At 67.3% G+C, this 25,433-nt stretch carries 27 protein-coding genes; 19 read left to right on the top strand and 8 right to left on the bottom strand.

Annotated features, from left to right (window positions below; translation table 11 throughout):
• Positions 1-48 precede the first annotated feature (48 nt).
• The 6 genes from ACM9LZ_RS19200 to ACM9LZ_RS19175 all read right to left on the bottom strand — a co-directional run bounded on the left by ACM9LZ_RS19200 (position 49) and on the right by ACM9LZ_RS19175 (position 8,286).
• Positions 49-1,107 (bottom strand): flagellin N-terminal helical domain-containing protein, encoded by a 1,059-nt coding sequence (locus ACM9LZ_RS19200; protein ID WP_416621126.1) that lies wholly within the window; start codon positions 1,105-1,107, stop codon positions 49-51.
• A gap of 3 nt (positions 1,108-1,110) precedes the next feature.
• On the bottom strand, positions 1,111-2,565 hold the full coding sequence (gene flgK / locus ACM9LZ_RS19195; protein ID WP_416621125.1) for a flagellar hook-associated protein FlgK: 1,455 nt from the start codon (positions 2,563-2,565) through the stop codon (positions 1,111-1,113).
• Positions 2,566-2,596: 31 nt separating this feature from the next.
• Positions 2,597-3,901 carry a flagellar hook protein FlgE gene (locus tag ACM9LZ_RS19190; protein WP_416621124.1) on the bottom strand — a complete coding sequence of 435 codons (1,305 nt, stop codon included), beginning with the start codon at positions 3,899-3,901 and terminating at the stop codon, positions 2,597-2,599.
• 199 nt (positions 3,902-4,100) lie between these two features.
• Positions 4,101-5,117 carry a flagellar motor protein MotB gene (locus ACM9LZ_RS19185; protein ID WP_416621123.1) on the bottom strand — a complete coding sequence of 339 codons (1,017 nt, stop codon included), beginning with the start codon at positions 5,115-5,117 and terminating at the stop codon, positions 4,101-4,103.
• Between the two features lie 3 nt (positions 5,118-5,120).
• Entirely contained in the window at positions 5,121-6,005 is an 885-nt protein-coding gene (gene motA / locus ACM9LZ_RS19180; protein ID WP_416621122.1) for a flagellar motor stator protein MotA, read from the bottom strand.
• Positions 6,006-6,072: 67 nt separating this feature from the next.
• The gene (locus tag ACM9LZ_RS19175) at positions 6,073-8,286 is read right to left on the bottom strand and encodes a hypothetical protein (protein WP_416621121.1); all 2,214 of its coding nucleotides are present in this window, start codon (positions 8,284-8,286) and stop codon (positions 6,073-6,075) included.
• A 127-nt stretch (positions 8,287-8,413) separates the two neighbouring features.
• On the opposite strand from ACM9LZ_RS19175, the gene flgF reads away from it, so the two are divergent.
• Genes flgF through flgH form a run of 4 tightly spaced genes read left to right on the top strand, consistent with a single transcriptional unit; the run spans position 8,414 to position 11,466 of the window.
• Positions 8,414-9,166, top strand: a complete 753-nt coding sequence (gene flgF / locus ACM9LZ_RS19170) for a flagellar basal-body rod protein FlgF (RefSeq protein ID WP_416621120.1) — start codon at positions 8,414-8,416, stop codon at positions 9,164-9,166.
• A 39-nt stretch (positions 9,167-9,205) separates the two neighbouring features.
• On the top strand, positions 9,206-9,991 hold the full coding sequence (gene flgG, locus ACM9LZ_RS19165) for a flagellar basal-body rod protein FlgG (RefSeq protein WP_416621119.1): 786 nt from the start codon (positions 9,206-9,208) through the stop codon (positions 9,989-9,991).
• Between the two features lie 8 nt (positions 9,992-9,999).
• Positions 10,000-10,668, top strand: a complete 669-nt coding sequence (gene flgA, locus ACM9LZ_RS19160) for a flagellar basal body P-ring formation chaperone FlgA (RefSeq protein WP_416621118.1) — start codon at positions 10,000-10,002, stop codon at positions 10,666-10,668.
• 54 nt (positions 10,669-10,722) lie between these two features.
• On the top strand, positions 10,723-11,466 hold the full coding sequence (gene flgH / locus ACM9LZ_RS19155; RefSeq protein WP_416621117.1) for a flagellar basal body L-ring protein FlgH: 744 nt from the start codon (positions 10,723-10,725) through the stop codon (positions 11,464-11,466).
• A gap of 217 nt (positions 11,467-11,683) precedes the next feature.
• Here the strand turns inward: flgH and ACM9LZ_RS19150 are convergent, their stop codons facing one another.
• Positions 11,684-12,466 carry a response regulator transcription factor gene (locus tag ACM9LZ_RS19150; RefSeq protein WP_416621116.1) on the bottom strand — a complete coding sequence of 261 codons (783 nt, stop codon included), beginning with the start codon at positions 12,464-12,466 and terminating at the stop codon, positions 11,684-11,686.
• A 275-nt stretch (positions 12,467-12,741) separates the two neighbouring features.
• On the opposite strand from ACM9LZ_RS19150, the gene ACM9LZ_RS19145 reads away from it, so the two are divergent.
• The 8 genes from ACM9LZ_RS19145 to ACM9LZ_RS19110 all read left to right on the top strand — a co-directional run bounded on the left by ACM9LZ_RS19145 (position 12,742) and on the right by ACM9LZ_RS19110 (position 18,885).
• A complete protein-coding gene (locus ACM9LZ_RS19145; protein ID WP_416621115.1) occupies positions 12,742-13,866 on the top strand; it encodes a flagellar basal body P-ring protein FlgI in 1,125 nt (374 codons plus the stop codon).
• Positions 13,866-14,162, top strand: a complete 297-nt coding sequence (locus ACM9LZ_RS19140; RefSeq protein ID WP_416621114.1) for a rod-binding protein — start codon at positions 13,866-13,868, stop codon at positions 14,160-14,162. Before ACM9LZ_RS19145 ends, ACM9LZ_RS19140 begins: the two co-directional genes overlap by 1 nt.
• A 4-nt stretch (positions 14,163-14,166) precedes the next feature.
• Entirely contained in the window at positions 14,167-14,667 is a 501-nt protein-coding gene (locus ACM9LZ_RS19135; protein WP_416621113.1) for a hypothetical protein, read from the top strand.
• 371 nt (positions 14,668-15,038) lie between these two features.
• Positions 15,039-15,890, top strand: coding sequence for a flagellin N-terminal helical domain-containing protein (locus ACM9LZ_RS19130; protein WP_416621112.1), 852 nt, complete (start codon positions 15,039-15,041; stop codon positions 15,888-15,890).
• 147 nt (positions 15,891-16,037) lie between these two features.
• Positions 16,038-16,391 carry a flagellar biosynthesis regulator FlaF gene (gene flaF, locus ACM9LZ_RS19125; protein WP_416621111.1) on the top strand — a complete coding sequence of 118 codons (354 nt, stop codon included), beginning with the start codon at positions 16,038-16,040 and terminating at the stop codon, positions 16,389-16,391.
• 150 nt (positions 16,392-16,541) lie between these two features.
• Positions 16,542-16,979 (top strand): flagellar biosynthesis repressor FlbT, encoded by a 438-nt coding sequence (locus ACM9LZ_RS19120; protein WP_416621110.1) that lies wholly within the window; start codon positions 16,542-16,544, stop codon positions 16,977-16,979.
• Positions 16,980-17,047: 68 nt separating this feature from the next.
• Positions 17,048-17,377, top strand: coding sequence for a hypothetical protein (locus ACM9LZ_RS19115; protein WP_416621109.1), 330 nt, complete (start codon positions 17,048-17,050; stop codon positions 17,375-17,377).
• Complete coding sequence (locus tag ACM9LZ_RS19110; RefSeq protein WP_416621108.1) at positions 17,374-18,885, top strand: DUF1217 domain-containing protein; 1,512 nt, start codon at positions 17,374-17,376, stop codon at positions 18,883-18,885. The genes ACM9LZ_RS19115 and ACM9LZ_RS19110 overlap by 4 nt, the downstream gene beginning before the upstream one ends.
• 25 nt (positions 18,886-18,910) lie before the next feature.
• On the opposite strand, the gene fliI is transcribed toward ACM9LZ_RS19110, so the two are convergent.
• Positions 18,911-20,302, bottom strand: a complete 1,392-nt coding sequence (gene fliI, locus ACM9LZ_RS19105) for a flagellar protein export ATPase FliI (protein ID WP_416621107.1) — start codon at positions 20,300-20,302, stop codon at positions 18,911-18,913.
• 165 nt (positions 20,303-20,467) lie between these two features.
• Here fliI and ACM9LZ_RS19100 point away from each other — a divergent pair, with 165 nt between their 5' ends.
• The 7 genes from ACM9LZ_RS19100 to ACM9LZ_RS19070 all read left to right on the top strand — a co-directional run bounded on the left by ACM9LZ_RS19100 (position 20,468) and on the right by ACM9LZ_RS19070 (position 25,433).
• Entirely contained in the window at positions 20,468-20,863 is a 396-nt protein-coding gene (locus tag ACM9LZ_RS19100) for a flagellar basal body protein (protein ID WP_416621106.1), read from the top strand.
• Between the two features lie 16 nt (positions 20,864-20,879).
• Positions 20,880-21,299: a flagellar basal body rod protein FlgC gene (flgC, locus tag ACM9LZ_RS19095; RefSeq protein ID WP_416621105.1), complete on the top strand. Its 420-nt coding sequence runs from the start codon at positions 20,880-20,882 to the stop codon at positions 21,297-21,299.
• 29 nt (positions 21,300-21,328) lie between these two features.
• A complete protein-coding gene (locus ACM9LZ_RS19090) occupies positions 21,329-21,640 on the top strand; it encodes a flagellar hook-basal body complex protein FliE (protein WP_416621104.1) in 312 nt (103 codons plus the stop codon).
• Positions 21,641-21,653: 13 nt separating this feature from the next.
• Complete coding sequence (fliQ, locus tag ACM9LZ_RS19085; RefSeq protein WP_416621103.1) at positions 21,654-21,923, top strand: flagellar biosynthesis protein FliQ; 270 nt, start codon at positions 21,654-21,656, stop codon at positions 21,921-21,923.
• Complete coding sequence (locus tag ACM9LZ_RS19080; protein ID WP_416621102.1) at positions 21,920-22,537, top strand: lysozyme family protein; 618 nt, start codon at positions 21,920-21,922, stop codon at positions 22,535-22,537. Before fliQ ends, ACM9LZ_RS19080 begins: the two co-directional genes overlap by 4 nt.
• Before the next feature lie 65 nt (positions 22,538-22,602).
• Entirely contained in the window at positions 22,603-24,669 is a 2,067-nt protein-coding gene (gene flhA / locus ACM9LZ_RS19075) for a flagellar biosynthesis protein FlhA (RefSeq protein ID WP_416621101.1), read from the top strand.
• On the top strand, positions 24,666-25,433 hold the full coding sequence (locus tag ACM9LZ_RS19070) for a flagellar biosynthetic protein FliR (protein ID WP_416621100.1): 768 nt from the start codon (positions 24,666-24,668) through the stop codon (positions 25,431-25,433). The genes flhA and ACM9LZ_RS19070 overlap by 4 nt, the downstream gene beginning before the upstream one ends.

Below are 25,433 nucleotides of genomic sequence, written 5' to 3'. Positions count from 1 at the left end.
ATTGAGGCCCGTGATCGGTTGCGATCACCGGGACATGGCATGACAGCTTTATAGGTAGTTCACCAGCGACAGGCGGCCCAGGTTGCTGGTCACGGCGAAGGTCGCCTCCAACTGGTTGCGCAGCACGTCCAGACGCAGGGTGGCCTCGTAGGGGTCGGCCTCTTCCAGCCTGACGATCTGGGTGGATACCAGGGTCTGTTCCACGGCCAGCCTGTCCTGCGTGCGCGTGATGGTCTGTTCCTCAAGCCCCAGGATGCTCTGCGTCTCGGTCAATTGCTGGGTGGCGCTGTTGATCAGGCCCCAGGCGCGCTCAGCCACCCGCTGATAGGCCGCGTCCGGCACGCTGCCGGCCGGGATGGCGTTCAGCAGGTGCAGGCCTTTCAGCATGTCGCGCACGGCCGGATCGCCGGCCGTGGCACCGTATGTGACGGTGACGGACCCTTCGGCCCGCGCCACCACGGGGTCGGTGGAGCCATGGAAGAAGGTGTTGGAGAAATTGCCCGCCGCCGGGACCCGCGTGTCATCGAACAGGGCGGTCAGCCCGTTCGGTCCGTCGATCAGCGCATCGACATCGGCGGCGCTGGTGATGGGACCGAAGCCGGCCAGGACCTGCTGCACGGCCCCGTCGGGTGACAGGCCCGACGGGGCCGGCTGGTCCGCGGCCTGGATGGGTGTCTGGTCGAAGCGCGTGCCGCCGAACAGGAACCGGCCGCTCATAGAGCTGTTCAGCATGTTGGTGACGGTGCGCAGCGCATCCCGCGCCGCCTCGTCGATCACCGACATGGTCGTTTCCGATCCGCCGCCCGATGCCGCCAGCGCCAGGTCGCGCACCTTGGTCGTCGCCTCGCGCATGGCTGAAAGGGCGTCCTGCATGGTGGCCATGCGGGACGCCTGGGCGGCCATGGCGGTCTGGAACTGGCCGATCTCGTTGCGCACGTTGCGCAGGTCCAGCAGGGCTGCGGCCCGGCTGCCCAGGCTGCCGGCCACGTCGATCCGGCGGCCGGTGGACAGTTCCTGCTGAAGGGTCTGCATCTCGGTCTGGGTCTGCCGCACATTGTTGCGGATCTGGCGGGCCAGGGACAGGGTGGAAACGGTGCTCAGCGTCATGGATCAAATCTCCAACAGCTTGTCGAGCATGCGGGCGGCGGCCTGCATGATCTGGGCGTTCGCGGCATAGCTGCGTTCCAGGACGATCAGTTCCTGCAGCTCTTCATCGATGTTCACACCCTCCCGCCCTTCGCGTGTGGCCCGCACGGTTTCCAGCTGGATGTCCAGCGACCGTGTGCTGTTTTCCGCGGCGGCCCTTACCGTGTGCTGCTGCCCGATGGCGGCATTGGCGAAATCCTTGATCGTGCCGCTGGTCATCAGCCCCGCCTGCGGGTCGAAGGAGACGTTGGCGGAAAATACCTCCAGGAAGCGGCGGACCTGCGTGGTGTCGCCCACATTGCCGGCGGGGGCATGCAGGCCGGTGCGGACCAGGGACGGATCGCCGCCCATGTCCAGCCGGACAAGGCTGTTCACCCCGATCAGCCCGGCCATGCCGGTGACGCTTCCTGTGCCGCCGCCCAGCGTGAACAGGCCGGTATGGGTCGGCGGCGTGCCCGGCGTGACGGAAGGGTCGGCATTCTGGAAGCCGGTGACCAGCTTGTGTGCCAGTTCATCGACCTGGCGCTGCATTTCCGGCATGATCTGGTCGCGCACAGCAAACAGGCCTTCCAGCCGGCCGCCGCGGACGGGGTTGGGATAGCCGCCGCCCGGTGCGATATCCACCCCGTCCACCCGCAGCCCGGACAGGCCGCCGGGATAGGTCGCAGCGGCGGCGATGACCGGCGTGCGGGTGAATTCGATCTGCCGCGCCGTGTCGTCCAGCAGCGTCACCCCGCCGGTCGTCATGACGATGATGGCGTTGGCATCGCGCGTGAAATACTGGATGTCGATCTGCTCGGACAGGCTATCCAGCAGGCGGTCACGCTCATCCTCCAGCTCGGAGGTGTCCTGGCCGCTGCCCGTTCGCACCGCCACCTGGCGGTTCAGTTCCTCCAGCCGCTTCAGGGCGCCGTTGATGCCGGCCACCGCGTCGCCGATGCCCGCATCGGCCTGCTGGCGCGCCTGGGCCACCGCCGCATCGGTGGCGACCAGCCGGTCGGCCAGGGTGACCGCCGCATCGACGACGGCCCGCTGCTGGGTGGTGCTCTCGGGCAGGTCCTCCAGCCCTTGGAAGGCCCGCTCCAAGGCAGCCAGGGCGGCGCTGAAGCTGCGTTCCTCCTGCGGCTGGCCGATGGTCTGGGTATAGACGGACAGAATCTTGGCCCGGGCCGACTGTGCGGCCATGGCCGAGGCCTGAACCCTGACCTCCCGTGCCAGCGAGGCATCGACATTGCGCCGGATGTCGCTGATCTGGACACCGCGCCCCTCGCCGCCGATGGACACGGAGGTCAGCACCGCCTCCTTGCGGGTATAGCCCGGCGTGGTGGCGTTGGCGATGTTGCGCGACAGGATCGCCGACTTGGTCTGGTTGGCCTGCAGGCCGCTCAGAGCCGTCTGGAGAGCAAGACCGATGCTCATGCTGGCTGCCTTTCTGGCGAGGGGCCTGGGATCAGCGCATCAGGCGCGTGATCTCGTCCATCATCTCATCCGCGGTCTGGATGATCTTGGCGTTGGAGGAATAGGCGCGCTGCGTCTCGATGATGCTGGTCAGTTCCTCCGCGATGTCGACATTGGACGCCTCCAGCGCCCCGCCATCGATGGTCCCGGCCGAACCGGCACCGGCATCCCAGAGATAGAAGTCGCCCGACGCCCGGCTGACCTGGAAGGCGTTGCCGTCGGCGCGGATCAGCCCGTCGGGATTGGTCACGTTGGCGACGGGCAGCTTGTAGGCCGCCTGGCGCAGGCCATTGCGGTAGATGGCCGTCAGCACACCGTCGGAACCGATCTCTACCCTGTCCAGCGGGGCATAGCCGGCGCCGTCCTTGTTGATGGTGCCGGGCGCGTACTGGTCGCCCCACTGGGTCAGGCCGGCGCCGTTCTCCCCCAGGTTCAACTGGATTTCCTGACCGGAATTCAAGGTGAGGGGGATCACGCCGTTGGTGCCGGTATCCATGGATTTGATGCGGCCGGCCGGCACATTGGCGCCGATCCCGTCATTGAATTCGATCTGCACGGTCTGGATCGTGGTGTTGCCGTCCTTGACGTTCAGCGTCCACATGTTGCTGGGCGTGGCGACGGCCGGGGGCGGGGGGGCCGGATTGGGATTGGGCACCCATTCCAGCTCCAGCTTGCTGGTGAAGCCCAGCGGCGAATAATAATCGATGGAGGTGGAGAAGGGCTGGCCGGGCGCCTCCACCGTCTTGGAGGCCGGCAGGTTGGCAGCGAAGGTGATTTCCGTGGTCGCCTGCGCCGTGCCGGTCAGGCTGCCCAGGCTGACGGTCTGCAGACCCTCGAAGCTGGTGCGCGACGGATCGCCGCCCCCGATCACCTGGCCCGTATTGTCCAGCGGCCAGCCCTGCAGGTAATAGCCGCCGGTATTCATCAGGTTGCCGTTCGCATCGGGCCGGAAGGAACCGCCGCGGGTCAGCAGATGGGTGGTGCCCTGGATGTTGTTGCTGTCGATGTTGGTGCCCACGACGAAGAAGCCGTTGCCGGAAATGGCAAGGTCGGTCGCCACGGTGGACCGCGTGACGATGCCCCCGCGCGATACCTCGGTGCGCAGCGACGCCTCCACCCCGCCGGCCGAATAGGTGCCGGCACTGGAATTGTTGGTGACCAGCGTGGCGAACTGGACGTTCGTGCGCTTGTACCCGACCGTGCCGGAGTTCGCGATATTGTCGGAGATGGCGCTGAACTTGGCGCTTTGCGCTGCCAAGCCACTGACGCCCGAGTTCATTGCGCTGTAGATGCTCATGGGAACGAACTCCGTTTTCGGGATCGGTTGGAAAACCCTTGTCCGGGGGATGGTTCTCGTGCGGCGGCCGGGACCGGTTCGGGGGCCTTGGGCAACAAGCCGGGGGTGGCGCCCCGTCTGGCGCCTGGACCTACCCGATGGGTTCTCCCACCGTCCGCCATCATAGGGCGGCCTGCTTAAAGCCGGATAAAACCGGCGCCTATTGTGGGGCCGCGCCGGTGGGCAGCGGTACCTGCCGTAGCAGGATGATGGAGATCCGGCGGTTGCGCGGGTCCTGCGGTGCGGCCGGGAACAGGTGCAGCGTGTCGGCCAGTCCCTCCACGCGGGCCAGGCGGGATGGCGCGATGCCGTGGGCAGCCAGCAGGCGCCGGGCCGCGTTGGCGCGGTCGGATGACAATTCCCAATTGCCGTAGCGCGCGGTGGCGGCGAAGGCGCGGCCGTCCGTATGGCCGGCAACGGCAACCGGATTGGGTACCGGGGCCAGCGCCTGGGCCACCACCCGCAACAGGGCGGCCGCCCGGCCGTTGAGGTCGATCGATCCGACATCGAACATGGAAAAATGCGGCCGGTCGGTGATCTGGATGCGCAGACCTTCGGGCGTGATGTCGAACAGCAGGCTTTCCGACAGGCCGGACAGCTCCCCCCCGTCGGCCAGGATCGCGCGCAGTTCGGCCTCGATCCGCTCGAACGCGGCCTGTTCCATGGCGACGCGGGCCATCTGCTCGGCCAGGCCGGGATCGATGGTGGGGCCGGCGGGGATGTCGCCGCCCGCCACCTCGCCCAGCGCCAGATCACCCTGGGCGCCATCCTGTCCTGCCGGCTGGCCCCGCTCCTGTCCGGGTTCTCCCTCCCGCATCTGCGGATCGGGGCCGGGGGGCGACAGGGCCGGCACCCGCGCGGCCGGGATCGTCTCCCACGCGCTGCTGGCGCTGCTGGTCAGGCTGCCGCTCTCCGCCACGCTCTGGCCGGACAATTGCCCGTCGGCGCCGGAATTGCTGCTGGACACGCTGATCGGGTTGAAATAGTCGGCGATCCCCTCCTTCTGCTCCGGCGAGGTGATGTTGACCAGCCAGAGCAGCATGAAGAAGGCCATCATCATGGTCGTGAAGTCGGCATAGGCGATCTTCCACGACCCGTTGCCATGCTCCTCCTCCTCCTCGGCGTGGCGGCGGCGGATGATGATGCTGGTCCGGGTGAGACGGCCGCTGATCGCCATGGGTCAGGCCGCCTTCTGCCGTTCGCCCATGCGCTGGGCGGCGTTGGTGGTCACGTTTTCCACTTCATGGAAGCTCGGCTGCACCTCGGCATAAAGCACCTTGCGCGCATGCTCCACAGCCACGGCCGGGGCGGAGCCGTGCAGATGCGCGACCAGCGCCGCCTTGATGCAATGGAAGAATTTCATCTCCTCGTCGCGCATGCGGTTCATGGCGCCGGCCAGTGGCCCGACCACGCCATAGGACAGCAGCACGCCCAGGAAGGTGCCGACCATGGCGCCGGCGATCAACTGGCCCAACACATCGGGCGATTCGGAGATGGCGCCCATGGCCTTGATCATGCCCAGCACGGCGGCCACGATGCCCAGCGCCGGCAGCCCCTCGGCCACCGTGTGCAGGCTGCGCGGTGCCCGGTGCAGCTCCTTCTTCAAGGTCAGCAGCTCTTCGTCCATCAGCGCTTCCATCTCCGCCACGCGGTCGGCGCCCAGCGACATCAGCCGCAGATAGTCGGTCAGGAAGGAAACGGCCCGCTCCTGTTCCAGCGTGCGGGGGAATTGCTGGAAAAGCGTGCTGTCGGCCGGCTTCTCGATATCCTTTTCCAGCCCCATCAGCCCCTTGGTGCGCACGGTGCGCAACACGGTATAGAGCAGGGCCAGCAGTTCCAGGTAATCGGCCCGGCGATGGGCCGTGCCACGGAACAGGGCGCGCAGGCCGCCGCCCGTGTCCTTGATGATCTGCCAGGGATTGGCGATCACGAAGGCGCCCAGCGCCGCGCCGCAGACGATCAGCACCTCGAAGGGCTGCAGCAGCACCGATATGTGGCCACCCAGGGCCAGGAACCCCCCCAGGACGGAGGCGAAGACGATGGTCGCGCCGATGAGAAGGTTCATCGCGATATCTCCGAAGAAGGCGACGGCAGAAGGCCTCATCCTGACAAGGCGCGGTTAAACCTGCTTTTCAGTTGGCCCCGGACGGTCCGACCAGGCGCCCCAGGGCGGCGGCATCGTCCAGCAGGCCGCGCAGGGCCGCCTCGCCGGCATCGGCGGCCGGCACGGGCCGCGCCAGCAACCGCAGCCCGTCCGCCCAGCCCTGCCCGTCCAGGGCCGCGTCCTGTCCGGCCAGGATGTGGTGTGCGGCGGGATCGCCGGCCAGCATGGCGGCCAGGGCCAGCCGTGCCGCGTCACGCGGCGGCAGGGGGCCTTCGGCCGCCAGCGCCTTGTACGCCGTCGCCGCAGCACCCCATTCGCCCCGCTGCCACAGGCCCGCCGCCCGGATCGCCAGCCTGTCCGTGCCGGCCGCGTCGCCCATGGCCGCCAGCGCGCCGTCGGGGTCACCGGCCAGCAGCAGGGCGCGGGCCCGCAATCCACGCCCGCGCCGTATCTCCTCCTGTGCCGCGTCCTCGCCGGCGCCGTCAAGGGCGGCCAGGGCGGCCGCGGCGTGGCCCGCCGCCAGTTCCATGATGGCAAGATCGTGGGCGATGGCCGCCCGTTCCGCCGCCGGGACCTGTTCGGTCAGCCGCGCCAGTTCCTCCCTGGCGGCGCGCTGCACGCCGGCCGCCGACAGCATGGCGGCGAAGCGCCGCCGCACGGCCCAGCCGGCGGGCTCGGCGGGCAACAGGTCGCGATGACGCTGGAAGGCGGTGATCCGCTCGCTCAACGGAACCTGTGCGGCCGCGTCGCCGGCCAGCCCGTCGAACAGGTCGACGGCCAGATCGGCCTGTGCGGCCATGGCGGCCGGGGGGCGGTCGGGAAAGCGCAGGGCCAGCAGGCGCAGCTTCTCCAGCGCCCCGATAGTGTCGCCCTGCTGCTGTTCCAGCAGGGTCAGTTGCCAGAGGCTGTCGGCTTCCAGCGGGCTGCCAGGCCAGTCACGGATGGCCGTTATCAGCCCGGTCCGGCGGTCGGCCTTGGTCTGCTCCCCGCGTTCAACCCGCAGGGCCAGGGCCGCCAGTTCTGCCTGCGCGCCGGCCGGCCCGCCCAATGCCGCCGCCTGATCCCATTGCGCCAGCGCCAGGGCCGGGCGCGCGGCTGCGGCATGCAGGCGGCCCACCTCCGCATGCAGCCGTGCCTGCGCAACCGGGTCGGTGGCGTCCGGGTCCAGGGTGCGTGCGATGGCCCGCGCCATGCCGTCCAGCCCCGCTTCGGCCGCGATCGACAACAGGTCAAGGCCCAGGGTCCGGCGCAGGTCCGGCGGCAGGGAGGGCAGGGCGCGGGCCGCCGCCGGCAGATACCGCACAGCGTCGCGACCCTGGCCGCGGCGTTCCAGAAGGATGGCGGCCCAGAACGGGCCGTCGCCGGCCCGCAGTGACGGGGGCGTCAGCACCCGGTCGGCCAGCGGGTCGCGCGGGTCGGCCAGGATTGCGGCGATGGCGGTCAGCGGCTGGCCGGTATCGCCGGGCAACCGCTCCCGCACAAGGGCCAATGCCTCCACACCCCGGTTCCAGGCCAGATGAAACCGGACCAGATCGCGCAGCGGTCCCTCATCGCCGGGGGCGGCCTGGGCCAGCGCCAGGCGCAGCCGGTCGCGTGTGGCCAGGAACGGCCCCTGTCGCCATGCCGCCAGATCGACCAGCGTGGCTTCCCGGCCCCAGGCGGGGTCAGGCAGGCGCGGGTCATGGGGTGTCGCCGACAGTGCTGCGGGTTCCCGCACGGGTGGGGTCATGGCCTCGCGCGCGCCATCGGCAACGGCCTTGCGGGCGAATTCCGCCTCCGCCGGCGTCAGTTCCGGTGGGATGGGCTGGCCGGCGCCGGGTGGTGGTGTCGATGCGGTCCGGTCGGCGGGGTCGGGCGGGGCTGGCTTGCGCCCCGGTGTCACGGGTGCTGCCACCGTCATCACCATCTTCCGGTCCCGCCGCCAGATCGTGATGACGGCACTGCATTGGGTGGCGACGTTCAGCGTCCGCCGGTCGATCAGTTCGACATGCCGGATGCGCCCGCCGCCATGCGCGGCCGGGGTGATGTCCAGCGCGTCGCCTTCCGCCAGCGGCAGCGACAGTAAAGCCCCGCACTGGTCGCGGCGGAACCGGCGTGGTGTCAGGTCGCCGCTGTCGATCAGCAGTTCCGTCACCGCCCCCGTCACGCGGATATCGACGGGGATCGGCCCGGCCCAGGTCGGTCCCGCCAGGCACAGGCCGGCGGGAAGCGAGGTCATCAGGATGCGCAGAAACTGTCTCATTGCCCGTCCGCAGCCGATCTTGAACGCGGATTTAACCTAGCCGCTGCACATTAAAGCCGGGTCAAAGCAGCGGCCATGCGATCCGGGACACCGGTTCGGCCGCCGGATGAAGCTGGAGGCCGGAACCTTGGAAAACGCGCTTTACGTCGCGCTGTCACAACAGATGGCGCTGCGCCGCATGCTGGACGTCACCGCCAACAATGTGGCGAACATGAATACGGCGGCCTTCCGTGCCGAACGGCCGGTCTTTGACGATTTCGTCAGCCGGACCGGCCGCGGGGCCGATCCCACCGCCTTCGTCATCGACCGGGCCACCTATACCGACACGCGCGAGGGGGCGCTGTCCACCACCGGCAATCCGCTGGACATCGCCATCCGCGGCGACGGCTGGCTGCAGATCGAAACGCCGGACGGCCCGCGCTACAGCCGAGACGGCCGCCTGGGGCGGTCGCTGGAAGGCGACCTGATCACCGTGGACGGGCGGCCCGTGCTGGATGCCGACGGCAACCGCATCACCGTGCCGGAGGATGTCGGGCCGCTGACCATCGCCGCCGACGGCACCCTCTCCTACACCGTCGAAGGCGGGGGGCAGGAGATACAGAGCGTCGAACTGGGCCGCCTCGGCCTATACACGCTGCCGGGCGCCCAGGGACTGGCCCGTGGCGGCGACGGGCTGGTCACCGCCACGGGCACGCCTGAACCCGCCACCAATGTCACGATCGTCCAGGGCGCCCTGGAAGGATCCAACGTCCAGCCCATCGTGGAAATGGTGCGGCTGATCGACCTGACGCGCGCCTACGGCCAGGCCAACAAGCTGACCGAGGCGGAGAATGACCGCCAGCGCAACGCCATCAACAAGATCGGCGGCCCGGCGACCTGATCGCCGACGCCCGCCGGCCCTGCCAGAAGGAACAGACCCATGCGCACGCTCGACATCGCCGCCAGCGGCATGATGGCCCAGCAGATGAACGTGGAGGTCATCTCCAACAACATCGCCAACATCAACACCGTCGGCTTCAAGCGGTCCCGCGCCGAATTCCAGGACCTGATGTACCAGTCGCAGTTGCGGCCCGGCGCCACCGCGTCCGACCAGGGCGACATCGTGCCGGCGGGCATCCAGCTTGGCCTCGGCGTCAAGCCGGGGGCCGTGGCGCGCCAGCATGTGCAGGGCACGCTGACCCGGACGGAGGGGGATTACGACGTGGCGCTGGACGGCCGCGGCTATTTCCTGGTCACCCTGCCCACGGGGGAGACGGCCTATAGCCGGGCCGGCAATTTCAAGCTGTCGCCGGAAGGCACCATCGTCAACAGCGACGGGTACGAGATCAGCCCCGGCATCACCGTGCCGGAGAATACCCGCGACGTCATGATCAACAGCAATGGTGAGGTCCTGGCCTATGTCGACGGCCAGATCGAGCCGGACAATGTCGGACAGTTCGATATTGCCATGTTCGTGAACGAGGCGGGGCTGGAGGCCGTGGGGGGCAACCTCTACCTGGAGACCCCGGCTTCCGGCGTGCCCATTCTGGGTATCCCGGGGCAATTGGGATTCGGCACGGTGCGCCAGGGTTATGTCGAGGCGTCCAACGTCAACATCGTGCAGGAGATCACCAACCTGATTTCCGCCCAGCGCGCCTATGAGATGAACAGCCGCACCGTCGAAGCCGGCGACCAGATGCTGAACACCCTGGTCCAGATGCGGTGAGGCGGAGGATGCGGCACCTGCTTTCCCCCCTGGCGCTGGCCCTGCTGCTGGCGGTCGGCCCTGCCGTCCCGGCCCGGGCCGACGCGGACGCCGATGCGCTTTTGCGCGCGGCCATCCACAACCGCTATGGCAGTGCCCTGGGACAGGGCGAGCTGCGGCTGCGCATCGTCACCGCCATTGCCGGGGGGATGGAAAAGGTGGAGGCACTGAATGTCGACCCCGGCAGCCGGCGTTTCGCCGCCATCCTGTCCGGCCCACACCAGCGCCAGCGCGTGGAGGGCGAGATATGGACGGAGATCGAGATACCGGTTCCCAACCGGCGGATGGCGCCCGGTGAGATCATCACCGACGGGGACCTGACATTGATACCGGTCCGTACCGACCAGGTGGGGCAACGCACCATCACCGACCGGGCCGGCCTGATCGGTATGGAGGCGCGGCGGGTGCTGTCCCCTGGCCGGCCCGTGCCCGCCAGTTCCATTGCGGCCCAGCCCGTCGTGCAGCGTAACCGGCCGGTTACGCTGGAATACCGCCAGGGCGCCCTGCTGATCACGGCGCGCGGCCGGGCGCTGGCCGATGGTGCCCTGGGCGAGATGATCAGGGTCCAGAACCTTGACAGCAACCGGACCCTGGCCGCGACGGTCACCGGTCCGGACACGGTTTCCGCGGCCGAATGACCGGCCGCCCTATCGCCAGACAGCCAATCGCCTGACAGAAGGAACGGCCCGCCCATGTCCATTCTCCGACCCACGGCCCTGATGCTGGCGGCCCCGTTCTTGTTGGCGGTGCCATTGCTGGGGGGGTGTGCCGATCGGTTCGACCATATCGGCCGCGCCCCCGACATGACGCCGATCGATGATCCGCGCCGCCAGACGGAGGCGACGGGCGTCACCATGCCCATGCCGGAACGGTCCACCACCATGCGTCAGGCCGCTTCGCTGTGGGAGGCCGATGTGCGCGGCTTTCTGCGCGACATGCGGGCCAGCAAGATCGGCGATATCGTGACCGTGGAAGTCGACATGGCCGAACAGGCCCGGATCAGCAACCAGACCTCCCGTTCCCGTGGGGCGGGTGAAAAGATGGGCGTCCCCAACCTGTTCGGGCTGGAAACGGCGCTGCCGAACAGCATCGACCCCGACAATCTGGTCAATCTGAATGCCACCGGCAGCAGCAATGGCGCGGGGGCGGTGAACCGGCAGGAGAATATCCGCCTGAAGGTGGCCGCCGTGGTGACCGACATCCTGCCCAATGGCAATCTGGTGATTGCCGGCCGGCAGGAGATGCGCGTGAATTATGAATTGCGCGAACTGCGTATCGCCGGGGTCATCCGCCCCCAGGACATCACGACGCGCAACACCGTTTCCTATGAGAAGATCGCGGAGGCGCGCATCGCCTATGGCGGCCGGGGCCAGATCATGGACATGCAGCAGCCCCGGCTGGGCCAGCAGGTCCTGGATGTGATTTTGCCCTTCTGACCGCCGGGCCGGGGGGCGACCTAATTGCGCTGATTAGACCTTTTACCCATCCGCCAAAGGTCAAACCTTCGGCGGATGGGTACGGCGGCGACTGCCGCCGTGCCGCTCGTGCGGCGCGCCCAAGCCCTTGGCATGTTGGCGCCGGCGATTGCGGGCGGTGATCAGAACCAACAGGGTCTGATCACCGCATGGTATAAGCTGATAAAGACGGCAGGCATCACGCGCGGGCGCAGATGGTCGATGGCGTCTTGATCAGTGCGGGGATGGGTGGGCGGCCGGCCCTCATCGGGGCCGGGTCGCCGGGGTCGCGGTCCTCGTCGGGCGGGGCCTCGAACTTGTAGCCACGGCCATAGACCGTCTCGATATATTTGTCGCCACCCGTCGCCTCGGCGATCTTCTTGCGCAGCTTGCAGATATAGACGTCGATCACCTTGTCGAGCGGGTCCGACCCGGACAGGGTATAGACCGTTTCGTAGATTTTCTCCTTGGAGACGACGCGGCCCACATTCAGCGCCAGCACGCTGAAGATCGCATGTTCACGGTGCGACAGGCGCAGGCGCTGCCCGTCCACCGCCGGGTCCCGGCCATCCAGGAACACGGTCAGCCGCCCGACGGTCAGTTCCGGAGAGGAATGGCCATGCGTCCGGCGCCGGACCGCGTGCAGGCGCGCCTCGATCTCCTGCGGGTTGATCGGCTTGACCAGCACGTCATCGGCACCGGCGCGCAGATGCTGGATGGTGGAGTTGACGCAGCGGTGATCCAGCAGGCTGACGATGATCGCCGCGCCCACCTTGGCCCGCAGACTGGCGATGAACGTATCGCCGCTGCTGGCATTGCCCACCAGGATCGCGTCGTAGTTCTCCAATGACCCATCGCGTTCGGCAATCAATGTTTCCACATTTTCCTGCGACTGCTGCTCGCAACGAACGCCGATGCGGCCAATGGCGCGGGAGATTGCCCCAGCGATGGTCTGATCGTTCTCGATCAACAAGACTCGCATTGCCCCAACTCCTGATTTAAGTAAAATTCTACAGGAATTTTACAGGACCGATTTCGGTCGAAGAAAAAACTTCTAATTTGGTTGTATTTCTGTCATTCTTCCGTCCGATGTCCTGATACAGACGAGCAATGGCTACCTATGATGTCGTAGTCAAGTCGGGATCGACTCCGAAAATTAAACCAGTATTAACGCGAACGGATGATCTGTCTTGGAAAAGCCGTTTTAACCCCATCGCGCTATGATGTGGCCATCAACTACATCTTGTGGGGTCGGAAATGGCTCAACCTCGCCATGTCGGTGGCTTTCTCGCCTTGATCACCGCCGGCCTGCTGGCCTTTCCCCTGGCCGCGACAGCGCAGATGCGCATCAAGGATCTGGTGGAGGTGGAGGGCGTCCGCGGCAACCAGTTGCTGGGCTACGGCCTTGTTGTCGGATTGAACGGCACGGGGGACCGGTTGCAGAACTCTCCCTTCACGCAGCAGAGCCTGGAAGGCATGCTGGAACGCCTGGGCGTGAATATTACCGGCCTGAACGTGAAGACTCGCAATGTCGCGGCCGTGATGGTCATGGCGGAGCTGCCGCCGTTCCCGCGTCAGGGCACGCGGGTCGATGTCTCGATCTCCACCATGGGGGATGCCAAGAGCCTGGCGGGCGGCAATCTGATCGCCACGCCCCTGATGGGGGCGGATGGAAAGATCTATGCCGTGGCGCAGGGCCCGGTGGCCACGGCCGGCTATGCCGTCGAGGGGGCGGCAGCCAGCGTGACGAAGGGTGTTCCCACTTCCGGCCGGGTGGCCAACGGCGCCATCGTGGAACGTGAGGTCGATTTCGACCTGGATTCGCTGTCGCGGGTGCGGCTTGCCTTGCGCAATCCCGATTTCTCCACGGCCAACCGCATCGCCACGGCCGTCAATCAGACGCTGGGCGCGGGCACGGCGCGGGCCACCGACCCCACGACGGTCGATCTGATCGTGCCTGCCACCTATCAGGGTGACGTCGCCGCCTTGCTGACGCGGATCGAGACGATCCAGGTCAGGCCCGACCAGGTCGCCCGCGTCGTCATCGACGAGCAGTCCGGCACCATCGTCATGGGCGAGAATGTGCGGATCAGCACGGTGGCCATCGCCCAGGGCAACCTGACGGTCCGGGTGGAGGAGACTCCCCAGGTCTCCCAGCCCGGACCCTTCGCACAGCAGGGCCAGACCACAATCGTTCCCCGCACCCAGATCACCGTGGACGAGGGGGAGGGCCAGCGCATCAATGTGCTGGAGGGCGGGGTTTCGCTCAACGACCTTGTCAATGGGCTGAACCGGCTGGGCGCCACGCCGCGCGATGTGATCGTCATCCTGCAGGCCATCAAGGCAGCAGGGGCCCTTCATGCCGAACTGGAGGTGATGTGATGGAGATCGCCGATATCCCCGGCATCCGACAGCCGCCGCTGCCCCAGGCGGGGCCGGCCGGGGCGGCCGAGGCGGCCCGCAAGTTCGAGGCGTTGCTGCTGTCCCAGGCGCTGAACTCCATGTTCGAAGGTGTATCGACGGAGGGGCTGTTCGGGGGCGGCTATGCGGAGGAGGTGTTCCGGTCGATGATGCTGGAAGCTGTGGCCGACGGCATGGCGTCCAGCGGCGGCGGATTGGGCATTGCCGGCCATGTCCGCGCCCAGATCGCCCAGTATGGCCAGGCGCAGGAAGGGTGAACCGATGAATGCCGAGAACCTGTCCCCCGACATGCGGCTGCGCCTGGCGCAGGCATTCGAGATGCTGGCCGCCCTGCTGGACGAGGAAACCGACCTTGTGTCGACGGCCCGTACCGACGGGCTGGAGCTTTATTTCAACACCAAGCGCCGTCTGTTCGAACAGCTGGGCATCCTGCTGCGGGAAGCCAGCCGCGCACCGCCGCTGCCGGTCTTTGCGCCCGATCCGGCGGCCCCTGTCCTGGCCCCCGCCGGCGATGCCCGGGAGGAAGCCGCCGACACCGACCCGGCGCCGCCGGAACGGGTACGCCTTGCCGCGGCCCGCCTGTGTGCCGCCACGCGGGCCAATACCATCGCCCTGCAGGCAGCGCAGGAGGCCGTGACGGCCGTGGCCCGCCGGCTGGGCCGCGTGGCGGAACGCCAGCGCGCCGATGGGGTCTATGGCCGAACCGGCACCGCCGGTCCCCGCGCCATCCCCGGTTATGGCCGCATCGACCATAATCTCTAAATCCCAAGGGTCTGTCCGGGAATTTTTTTCACTTCAATGTTTTACACCATTCTGCTTTCGGCACCGCCATCACCCGTGCTGTGGCCGGGATCCAGAATGCCCAAGCGCCTTGCTTTCCAAACCGGGCCCGGCCACAGCACGGGTGATGGCGGTGCGAAGGAAAGGGGATGCAAAACGTCGGGAGCATGGAAGATTTTCCGGACGGACACTAAAGGCGTATGTCTCCGGAAGGATACCGCTTTTTAAGCGGATTTAATCCGGGCCTGCCAAAGTCGAAACAGCTCCCGGGCCTGTCGGAAACCCCATGAGGTCCCGGGGGTGGCTGCGTCAGAAGGCGCTTGATCCATCATCCATCCACGAAGGAAACGATCATGGCCGCTTCTATTCTGACCAATGTCGGCGCGATGGTTGCGCTGCAGACCCTGAACAAGACCAGCAAGGATTTGCAGACGGTTCAGGACCGTATCTCCACCGGCATGAAGGTGGCGACGGCCAAGGACAATTCGTCCTACTGGGCCATCTCCACCGTGATGAAGTCCGACGTGTCGGCGCTGAAGGCGCTGAACGAGAACATCGCCATCAACGCCGCCACGGTGCAGACCGCCCGCGTGGGTGCCGAGAACATCCAGAAGCTGCTGAGCGAGGTGAAGAACCAGCTTTCGCTGGCAACCTCCGCCTCGGTTGATCACGCCAAGATCGGCGACGAACTGGACAGCCTGGCCGCCAACATCCAGAACACCATCGACAGCGCCAGCTACAATGGTGAAAACCTGCTGGACAATGCCGACACCCGGACCCTGACCGTGTCGATCAACCGCAGCGGTGCCGCCATCACGGCGGTGACCGACACGATCGATGGCCAGGACATGTCAGCCGTCCAGACCTTCGTGGCCGGTCTGGCCGCCGCCATCAGCGGCGGTGCCGACGGTTCCGCCAACGCGGCCGCCGCCCAGACCCAGCTTCTGGCGCTGGAAACCCACATGGACACCGTGATCAGCGCTGCGGCCGAGTTCGGCAATGTCGGCAAGCGGCTGGACCTGCAGGCCGATTTCACCAGCAAGCTGGTGGACAGCCTGAACGAGGGTATCGGCACGCTGGTCGACGCCAACCTGAATGAAGAGTCCGCCCGCCTGCAGGCCCTGCAGGTTCAGCAGCAGCTCGGCATCCAGGCGTTGTCGATCGCCAACCAGGCACCGCAGAACATCCTGTCGCTGTTCCGTTGAGCCCACGGAACCGTTCATGGGAAGGGAGGCCGGCCGAAAGGCCGGCCTTCTTTATTTGAATATTTGCTTTTATTTTGCATTTCACCGCCTTTTAATAGGCGGGTGTTATTATCCCTTCATCTCTTCTTGATAAGGGAATAAGGAATAATGAGCGTCGCAGCCTATAGACAGTCCATCATGGACACGGCCACGCCCCGACAACTGGAGCGCAAGGTCTTTCAGCAGGTCACCATGGATCTGGAGACGGCCACCCGCAGCAACGACGCCATGGCCCGGATCCGCGCCATCGATCGCAACCGCCGGCTCTGGATCACCTTGATCGCCGATGTGTCCGATACGGGCAACCTGCTGCCGGATGCGCTGAAGGCGGGCCTGATCTCGCTGGGCCTCTGGGTCGACCGGTATAGCGGCCAGGCCCTGTCCACCGACCATCCGCTTTCGCCGCTTGTCGATGTCAACCGGGCCGTCATGCAGGGGCTGGGACCGGCGCCCGCGCGCTGATCCGGTCCGCATGCCGGTCCGAGGCCGGGCTGGCCCGCATGTCGATCTGGGCCCGCGTGTTGATCTGGGCCCGCGTGTTGATCTGGGCCCGCGTGTTGATCTGGCCCCGCGTGTTGATCTGGCCCCGCGTGTTGATCTGGAAGGTGTTCCATGGGACTAAAGCTGAAGCTGAAGCCCTTCGAGAAATTCATCGTGAACGGTGTGGTGATCGAAAATGGCCGCCATCGCAATACCGTCACCGTTGCCAACCATGCCCAGGTAATGACCGGCCGTTCGATCCTCCAGCCGGAGGAGGCGACGACACCGGTCAAACGCACCTATTACGCGGTACAGGCCATGCTGCTGGACCCGCCCAACGCGGAGCAGCAAAGGCCGCTGTACAATGCGCTGATCGCCCAGTTGCATGCCGCAATCCGTGACCCGGACATGACCTATCACCTGGCCGACGCGGACCGTTACGTACGCGACGGTGATTTCTACAAGGCGCTGGCGGCCCTGCGGCCCGTCATCGCCTATGAGGCGATCCTGCTGCCGCCCATGCCGGCAGCCCCGGTCGAACCGCTGCCAGAACGGGCGGCTGGTATGTAGGCGTCCCCGTGACGGGGGTGCGCAAGACCGGTCTTGACGCGGCGTGCCTGGCCGCGGGTGGAGGGACCATGAGTGACCCGAAAGCGATTGAACCGGTTTCCGGACCGGACGCGGCACGGCGAAGGCCGGCCGAACCCATGGTGCCGATCGTTCGGTCGTCTGAAAAGCGGGAGCGGGAGGCACCGGAGCCGCCGCCGGCACCGGTATCAGTGCCGGAGCCATCGCCCGCCTTCCGTCCCTATCGCGTGATGCTGGACCCCGAGACGCGGCGGCTGTTCACCGAGGTGATCGATACCCGCACGGGTAATGTGCTGCTGCGCATCCCGCCGGGCTATGTCCCGTCGGAGGAGGGGGCCGGCGATGCCGGCACCAGCGGCCGGCGGGAGGTGGAGCTATGAGCATCACGGGCTTCGGCGCCAATCTGGTCACCGGCGGTTCCGGTTCCTCCCTGCTGCAATGGCGGCTGCTGACGCGCACGCAGGACCGGCAGAAGGCCATGATGATGGCCGACCCCGTCAACAGCGCTGACACGGCCTATGCCCGTGCCCGCCTGCCGCATGTGGGCACGGTGGACGACCTGATGTCCGACCGCCGGCTTTACACCTATGTGATGCGTGCCTTCGGGCTGGAGGATCAGGTCAATTCCCAGGCCCTGGTCCGCAAGGTGCTCGAAAGCGACCTGTCGGACAATGGCTCCGTTGCCAACCGCATGGGCGATCCACGGTTCCGTGAACTGGCGGGTGCCTTCAATTTCGGCCCCGCTGCGGGCAATGGCACATCCGGGCCGTCCTTTGTGGGTCAGATATCCGACCGCTATGTCACCGCCCTTTTCGAGCGCGAGATCGGTCAGCGCAACAAGGCGCTGGAAATCATGCTGGATTTCAGCCGCAAGCTGCCGGACAAGGCAAGCTGGGCTGACCTGATGGACGATCCGGACATGGCGTCCGTCGTGCGCACCGTCTATGGCCTGCCGCCGCCGATCGGCCCGGCCGATGCCGCCTCGCAGGCCCGCGACCTGGAAAACACCATCCCCTTCGCCGAGATGCGGTTGCCCCCCACGCAGGCCCAGTTCCGCCGCGACTTTTTCGATGTCTGGGATTATGAGGGCAATCCGCGCGGCGGCCCGGTCGCCAGCCGGGTGCAGTGGGACATGATGACCAGCACCTATGACCGCGACAGGGCGGCCTTCGCCGCGCGGCCGGATGTCCGGCGCGGGCTGGCCGAACTGGCCGCGAAGCTGCCGGCGGTGACAACGGCCGGCGACCTGCTGGCGGACCGACGGCTGCTGGTGCCCGTGCTGACGGCCTTCGGTCTGGAGGATATGGCGGCCGACACCAACCGGCTGCGTCTGGTGCTGGCCAGCGACCCGGCCGATCCCGGCAGTTTCGCGGCCAAGGCGGGGGACCGGGAGAAAGCGCTGGCGCTGGCCTTCGGCACGGCCAACAGCGGCGCCAGGCGGCGCGGCAGCCCCGCCTTCGTCACCGACATCGTGAAACGATACGAGACGCAGAGCTTCGAGGTTTCAGCTGGCAATGCCAACGAGGCCCTGCGCCTGGGCCTCTATTTCCAGCGCAAGGCCGGCGGCATCACAAGCTGGTATCAGGTGCTGGCCGACAAAGCGCTGGCCGAGTTCGCCCGCACCGCACTGGGCCTGCCCGACCAGGCCGCCCAGATCGACCTGGACCGGCAGGTGACGATCCTGCAGGGCCGGCTCGACATCAAGAAGCTGGCGGACCCGGCAGAGGTCGCCAAGCTCGTCGAGCGGTTCATGATGATGTACGACATCAATGGCGACGGCGCGGCGGCGGTGGCCTCCAGCCCCGCCATCCAGTTGCTGTCCGGCAGCGGACGCACCACCATCGATCCATCCACCCTGATGGCGCTGGCCACGACAAGGCGGTGGTGAGGGGCGGACAACGCCTTCCTTAGCGCTACCCCCGCCGCCGGGCCGGAACGCCTGGCTTGCCGGCCGGTTCGGGCGGCGGCGGGGCCGGTGCGGAAAGGTCGGCCTGGATGGCATCCAGCACGGCGAAGGACCGGGTGGCGGCGGTGGTTTCCGCCTTGCCCTGCTTCAGGAATGCCTGAAGCGCCGGATTGGCCTTGATGGCGCGGTCCACCTCTTCGTCGCTGCCGGCGCGATAGGCACCCAGGCGGATCATCTCCTCCATCGCCTCGTACCGGGAAAGAAGCGCGCGGGCGCCGGCCACGGTCTCGTTCTCCTGTGGTGAATGGCAGCCGGGCAGGGCGCGCGACACGCTTTTCAGCACATCGATGGCGGGATAGCGGCCGCGCTCCGCGATCTTGCGATCCATGACGATATGGCCGTCCAGGATGCCGCGCACGGCGTCGGCCACCGGCTCGTCATGGTCGCCGCCATCGACCAGCACCGTGAAGATACCCGTGATGTCCCCGGTCCCTTCCCGGCCGGGACCTGCGCGTTCCAGAAGACGCGGCAGTTCGGCGAAGGTGCTGGGCGGATAGCCCTTGGTGGTGGGCGGCTCGCCGGCCGACAGCCCGATTTCCCGCTGGGCCATGGCGAAGCGGGTGATGCTGTCCATCATGCACAGCACATCGCGCCCGCCATCACGGAAATGTTCCGCTACGGCCATGGTCAGATAGGCGGCCTGCCGCCGCGCCAGGGCCGGCTGGTCGCCCGTCGCCACGATCACGACGCTGCGGGCCAGTCCCTCCGGCCCCAGATCGTCCTGGATGAATTCCTGCACCTCGCGCCCGCGTTCCCCGATCAGGCCGATGACGTTGACATCGGCGGCACTGGACCGGGCCAGCATGGCCAGCAGGGTCGACTTGCCCACCCCCGATCCGGCGAAGATGCCCAGGCGCTGGCCCCGGCACAGCGGGGTGAAGGCATCGACGACGCGGATGCCGGTTTCCAGTCGCGCGCCCATGCGCCGCCGGTCGAAGGCCGGTGGCGGCATGGCGCGCAGGGGCCGGTTGGCATCACCCTGGTTCAGATGGCCCTTGCCGTCGATGGGGCGCCCGAAGGCATCCACCACCCGGCCCAGCCAGCCGTCACCGGGCCGGACCAGTCCCGAGGCGCGCCCCGCTTCCACCCTGGACCCCAGGCCGATCCCGTCCAGCGAGGAGAAGGGCAGCAGCACCGCCCGACCCTGGCGGAAACCGACGACCTCGCACGGGACGGTGCGGCCGTCGCGGGTGATGGCCATGCAGCCATCGCCCACCGACAGGCGGCGTTCCACGCCCGTCACCTCCATCGACAGGCCGGAACAGGCGACGACCTGGCCATGGAAACGCGGGCCGGGCAATTGTTGGATATCGGCCAGAAGGCCGGCCAGGATGGTCATGCGGGCTGTTTCCCGGTGGTGGGTCTGCTGTGCCCCCATCCTTGGCCGGCGCGGTTAAAGCCGGTTAAAAGCCCCCATCGCCGTCCCTTCCGCTTAAACGCGGCTTTAAGCCCCGCATGGAACCATCCCGGCTGCATCCCGCCTGTGAAGGGGAGTTTTGCCGAGATGGATCTGTCAACCATCGGCCTGTTCAACCTGGCAAGCCGCCGCATGGATTACCTGTCGGCCCGGCACAAGGTGCTGGCAGAGAATATTGCCAATGCCGACACGCCGGGCGCCAGGGCGCGCGACCTGAAGCCGTTCACCTTTGCCGAGGCGCTGAAAGGTGCGGGGGCCGGTCCGGTGCGCACCGATGCGGCGCATCTGGAACCCCTGCGCCCCGCCGCCGCCTTCCGCGATGACCGTCGCGCCGCCGTCTACGAGACGGCACCCGACGGGAACAGCGTGATCCTGGAAGAGCAGATGACCAAAACCGCCGAGGTCCGCCAGCAGTATGATCTGGCGGCCAACCTGTTCCAGAAAGGTGTGGGCATGATGCGCTTCGCCTACACCGGCCGTTGAGGGGGAGGCCCGCGTCATGAGCATCGATAATCTCGCCGCTTCCTTCGGTATTGCCGCGTCCGGCATGAAGGCCCAGACGACACGGCTGCGCGTGGTGGCGGAAAACATGGCCAATGCCAATTCCACATCCGAGGTGGCCGGCGGCGACCCCTACCGGCGCAAGACGGTGGTCTTTTCCAGCGCGCTGGACCGGGCGCTGAAGGCCGATCTGGTGGCGGTGAAGCGCGTGGGGCGCGACATGGGCGATTTCACCCTGGAATATAATCCCGGTCACCCTGCGGCCGACGGCAACGGCTATGTCAAGATGCCCAACGTCAACAGCCTGGTCGAAGCCATGGACATGCGGGAGGCCGGCCGTTCCTATGACGCCAACCTGAACGTGATGCAGCAGGCCCGCTCCATGCTGGGCCGCACCATCGACATGCTGCGCGGCTGAACCGCGGCCAAGCGACAGGAGATCCGATCATGGTCGTCGTCCCCCTTTCCGGCGTTGCCAACGCCTATGCCGCCGGCAAGATGCCCGGCATTGCCGGGGCCGGCGATGTCGCCGCCCCGGCGCAAGGGTCCTTTCCGGAAATCATCGGCAAGGCCGTCAAGGACGCCATCGCCACCATGCGCAACGGCGAGCAGGTGGCCGCCGCCGGCCTGCAGGGCAAGGCCAGTGCCCAGGATGTCGTACAGGCCACCCTGTCGGCCGAACTGACGGTGCAGGCCGTCACCACCGTGCGCGACAAGCTGGTGAACGCCTATCTCGACATCATGCGCATGCCGATATGACGGGGGCGGGCCGATGAACCAGGCGGACGTGCTGGACCTGCTGCGCAGCGGCATCTGGGCCGTGATCTGGGCAGCCACGCCGCCGCTGGTCGTGGCCCTGGTGGTCGGCTTCGGCATCTCCCTGATGCAGGCACTGACCCAGGTGCAGGAAGCGACCCTGTCCTTCGTGCCCAAGATCGTGGCCATCATGGTCACCGTGGTTCTGGCGCTGCCCTTCATGTTCCATGTGCTGTCAGGCTTCTGGGAGGAGATCATCACCCGCATCGGCGGCGTGCCGCCATGAGGGGGCGGGCGGCCCTGTTGATGCTGGCCCTGCTGTCGGGGGTTTCCGCCGCCGGGGCCGGCGATGCCGTGGCCTGCCTGTCCGCCATCCGCGACGCGGAACGCCAGATGCGCATGCCGGGCCGGTTGCTGATCGCCATCGGCGTCACGGAATCCGGACGGGAGGTGGATGGCCGCTTGACAGTCTGGCCCTGGACCGTCAACGCGGAGGGCAGGGGCCGCTATTTCGACAGCAAGGAGGCGGCGCTGGCCCATGTCCGGGCGCTGCGCCGGCGCGGCGTGCGGTCCATCGATGTCGGCTGCATGCAGGTCAATCTCCATTGGCATCCCGCGGCCTTCCCCGACCTGGAAACGGCCTTCGACCCGCAGGCGAACGTGGCCTATGCGGCGGGGATGCTGAAGGCCTTCCATGGCGACCTGCGCAACTGGACGCGGTCGGTCAAGCACTACCATTCGCGCACACCCGACAGGGGCAGCGCCTATTTCGACCGGGTGGCCGCGAACCTGCGGCTGGTGCTGCTGCGCCGCAATGACCTGGCCGACATGCCGCCGCCCCGCAGCCGCAAGCCGGAACCGGCCGGCGAACCCTGGGCCCTGCCGGCCCGGACGCGGTGACTTGAACCCCAGTTTTACCGCGCGCCGGTAACGTTGCCGGACATAAAGCCGGAGAAGCCCGCCCGATGTCTGCCGCCACCGCCCTGCCCGAAGGCATGCGCCACCGCGATGTGTTCTTCGCGCTGGGGCTGGTCTTCATCCTTACCGTCCTGATCCTGCCGGTTCCGACCTGGATGCTGGATGGGGGGCTGGCGCTGTCCATGGCGATCAGCGTTCTGATCCTGATGGTGGCGCTGTGGATCAACAAGCCGCTGGATTTCTCCAGCTTCCCGACCGTGCTGCTGGTCGCCACCATGCTGCGGCTGGCGCTCAACATGGCTTCGACCCGGCTGATCCTGTCGGGAGGCCATACGGGCACCGATGCGGCCGGCCATGTTATCATGGGTTTCGCCGATTTCGTGATGGGCGGCAATTTCATCATCGGCCTGATCGTCTTCTGCATCCTGATGCTGGTGAATTTCATCGTCATCACGAAGGGCGCCAGCCGCATCGCGGAGGTGGGCGCGCGCTTCGCGCTGGATGCGATGCCCGGCAAGCAGATGGCCATTGATGCCGACCTGTCGTCGGGCCTGATCGACGAGACGGAGGCGCGGCGGCGGCGCTCGGAACTGGAACAGGAAAGCCAGTTCTTCGGCGCCATGGACGGCGCTTCCAAATTCGTGCGGGGCGATGCCATTGCCGGCCTGATCATCACGGCCATCAATGTGCTGGGCGGCCTGATCATCGGTGTCGCCCAGCATGACATGGCGTTCGGGGATGCGGCCCACAATTACACCGTCCTGACCATCGGCGACGGTCTGGTGACCCAGATCCCGGCGCTGATCGTGTCGCTGGCCGCCGGCCTGCTGGTGTCCAAGGGCGGCAACCAGGGGTCCATCGATCAGGCGCTGCTGAACCAGTTGGGTGGCTATCCCAAGGCGCTGGGCGTGGCCGGCGGGCTGCTGCTGTTCCTGGGGCTGGCGCCGGGCCTGCCGTTCCTGCCCTTCTTCGTGCTGGCGGCGCTGGCCGGGGGGCTGGCCTGGTATCTGCCGCGCAATGCCGCGCGCCTGGCCGAACAGAAGCGCCATGACGAGCTGCTGGCCGCCAAGGCGCCGACGGCAGAGGAGCCGGTGGCCGACATGCTGCGCGTGGATGATATCCGCGTGGAACTGGGCAGCGGCCTGATCTCCCTGATTCTGGATCCGGCCATCGGGCTGTCGGCCAAGGTGCGAAGGCTGCGCAAGCGCTTCGCCACCGAATTCGGCTTCCTGCTGCCGTCGGTGCGCCTGCGTGACAGCGCGGCCGTGGCCATGAACATCTACGAGATTTCCATTCAGGGCGTGGTGGTGGCCAAGGGAGAGGTGCAGGTGCGCAAGATGCTGGCCATCGACCCGCGCAACCAGGGCATCGACATTCCCGGCACCGACACGCGCGAACCCACTTTCGGCCTGCCGGCCCGCTGGATCGAGCCGGTGCAGGCGGAGGAGGCGGAGTTGAAGGGCTTCACCGTCGTCGATCCCGACAGCGTCATCACCACCCACCTGGCCGAAGTGATCAAGGAGCATATGCCCACCCTGCTGGGCTATGCCGCCACGCGGCGGCTGCTGGACGAGATGGACCGTGAGCATCAGAAGCTGGTGGCCGACCTGATCCCCGGTCAGGTCAGCCTGTCGGTCGTGCAGCGTGTGCTGCAGGCGCTGCTGGCCGAGCGGGTATCCATCCGCAACCTGCCCCTGATCCTGGAAGGCATTTCCGAGGCGGCGGCCTGGACCCGCAACGTCACGCTGATGACCGAGCATGTCCGCTCCCGCCTTTCGCTGCAGATATGCCAGGCCCTGGCCATGCCGGACGGGTCGATCCCCGTCATCACCGTCGGCCCGGAATGGGAACAGGCCTTCCTGGACAACATCATCGAACAGGGGGAGGACCGGCAGTTCGTGATGCCGCCTTCCACCGTGCAGGATTTCCTGCTGGCGGCGCGCACGCGCATCCAGGCCCATGCCACGTCGGATTACTGGCCGGCCGTGCTGGTCACGCCGGCGGCGCGGCCCTTCGTGCGGTCGCTGCTGGAACGGGTCAGCCCGTCCACGCCCGTGATCTGCCATTCCGAACTGCACCGCAAGGCCCCCGTCACCACCATCGACCAGATATGACCCTGCCCCTTGTCCAATTGCTGACGGCCGAGATCTACGGCCTGTTGCTGGTGCTGGTCCGGGTGGGGGCGGCGCTGTCCATGCTGCCCGGATTCGGGGAGATGGCGGTGCCCGTGCAGACGCGGCTGGCGGCGGCGCTGGGCCTGTCGCTGGCGCTGGCCGCCATCGTGCCGGGCCTGCCGGCCGCCGCACCCGACGCCGTTACCGACCTGCTGCGCCATGTCTTCGCCGAACTGATCGCCGGGGCCGTGCTGGGCGTCTGCGCCCGCATCCTGTTCGCCTGCCTGCAGATGGCGGGTCAGGTCATCTCCCAGTCCATGGGCCTGTCCAACATCTTCGCCCTGCCCGGCACGGGGTTCGAGGGCGGGTCGGTGGCCGGCTCCTACCTGATGCTGGGCGGGCTGGTGCTGATCTTCGTCACCGACCTGCATCATGCCGTCATCCGCGCGCTGGTCGACAGCTACCGCCTGATGCCGGCCGCCACGCTGCCCGACATGGGCATGCTGGCCCGGATGACGTCGGAGGCGGTGGCCCTGTCCTTCAGGATGGCGGCCCAGTTCGCGGGGCCCTTCCTGGTGCTGGGCTTCGTCTATAATGCCGGGCTGGGGCTGATCAACCGGGCCATGCCGCAATTCGCGGTGTTCTTCATCGGCCTGCCCATTTCCATCCTGGGCGGGCTGTTCATCCTGGCTGTCACCATCGCCGCCATCCTGACGGGCTTCCTGGACGGCTTCGCGGGCTGGCTGCTGCGGTTCGGCGGGTGA

This window comes from Niveispirillum fermenti (genome assembly GCF_048066175.1).
In the GTDB taxonomy this organism is placed as follows: Bacteria; Pseudomonadota; Alphaproteobacteria; order Azospirillales; family Azospirillaceae; genus Niveispirillum; species Niveispirillum fermenti.
This window is presented reverse-complemented; position numbering and strand designations above follow the sequence as displayed.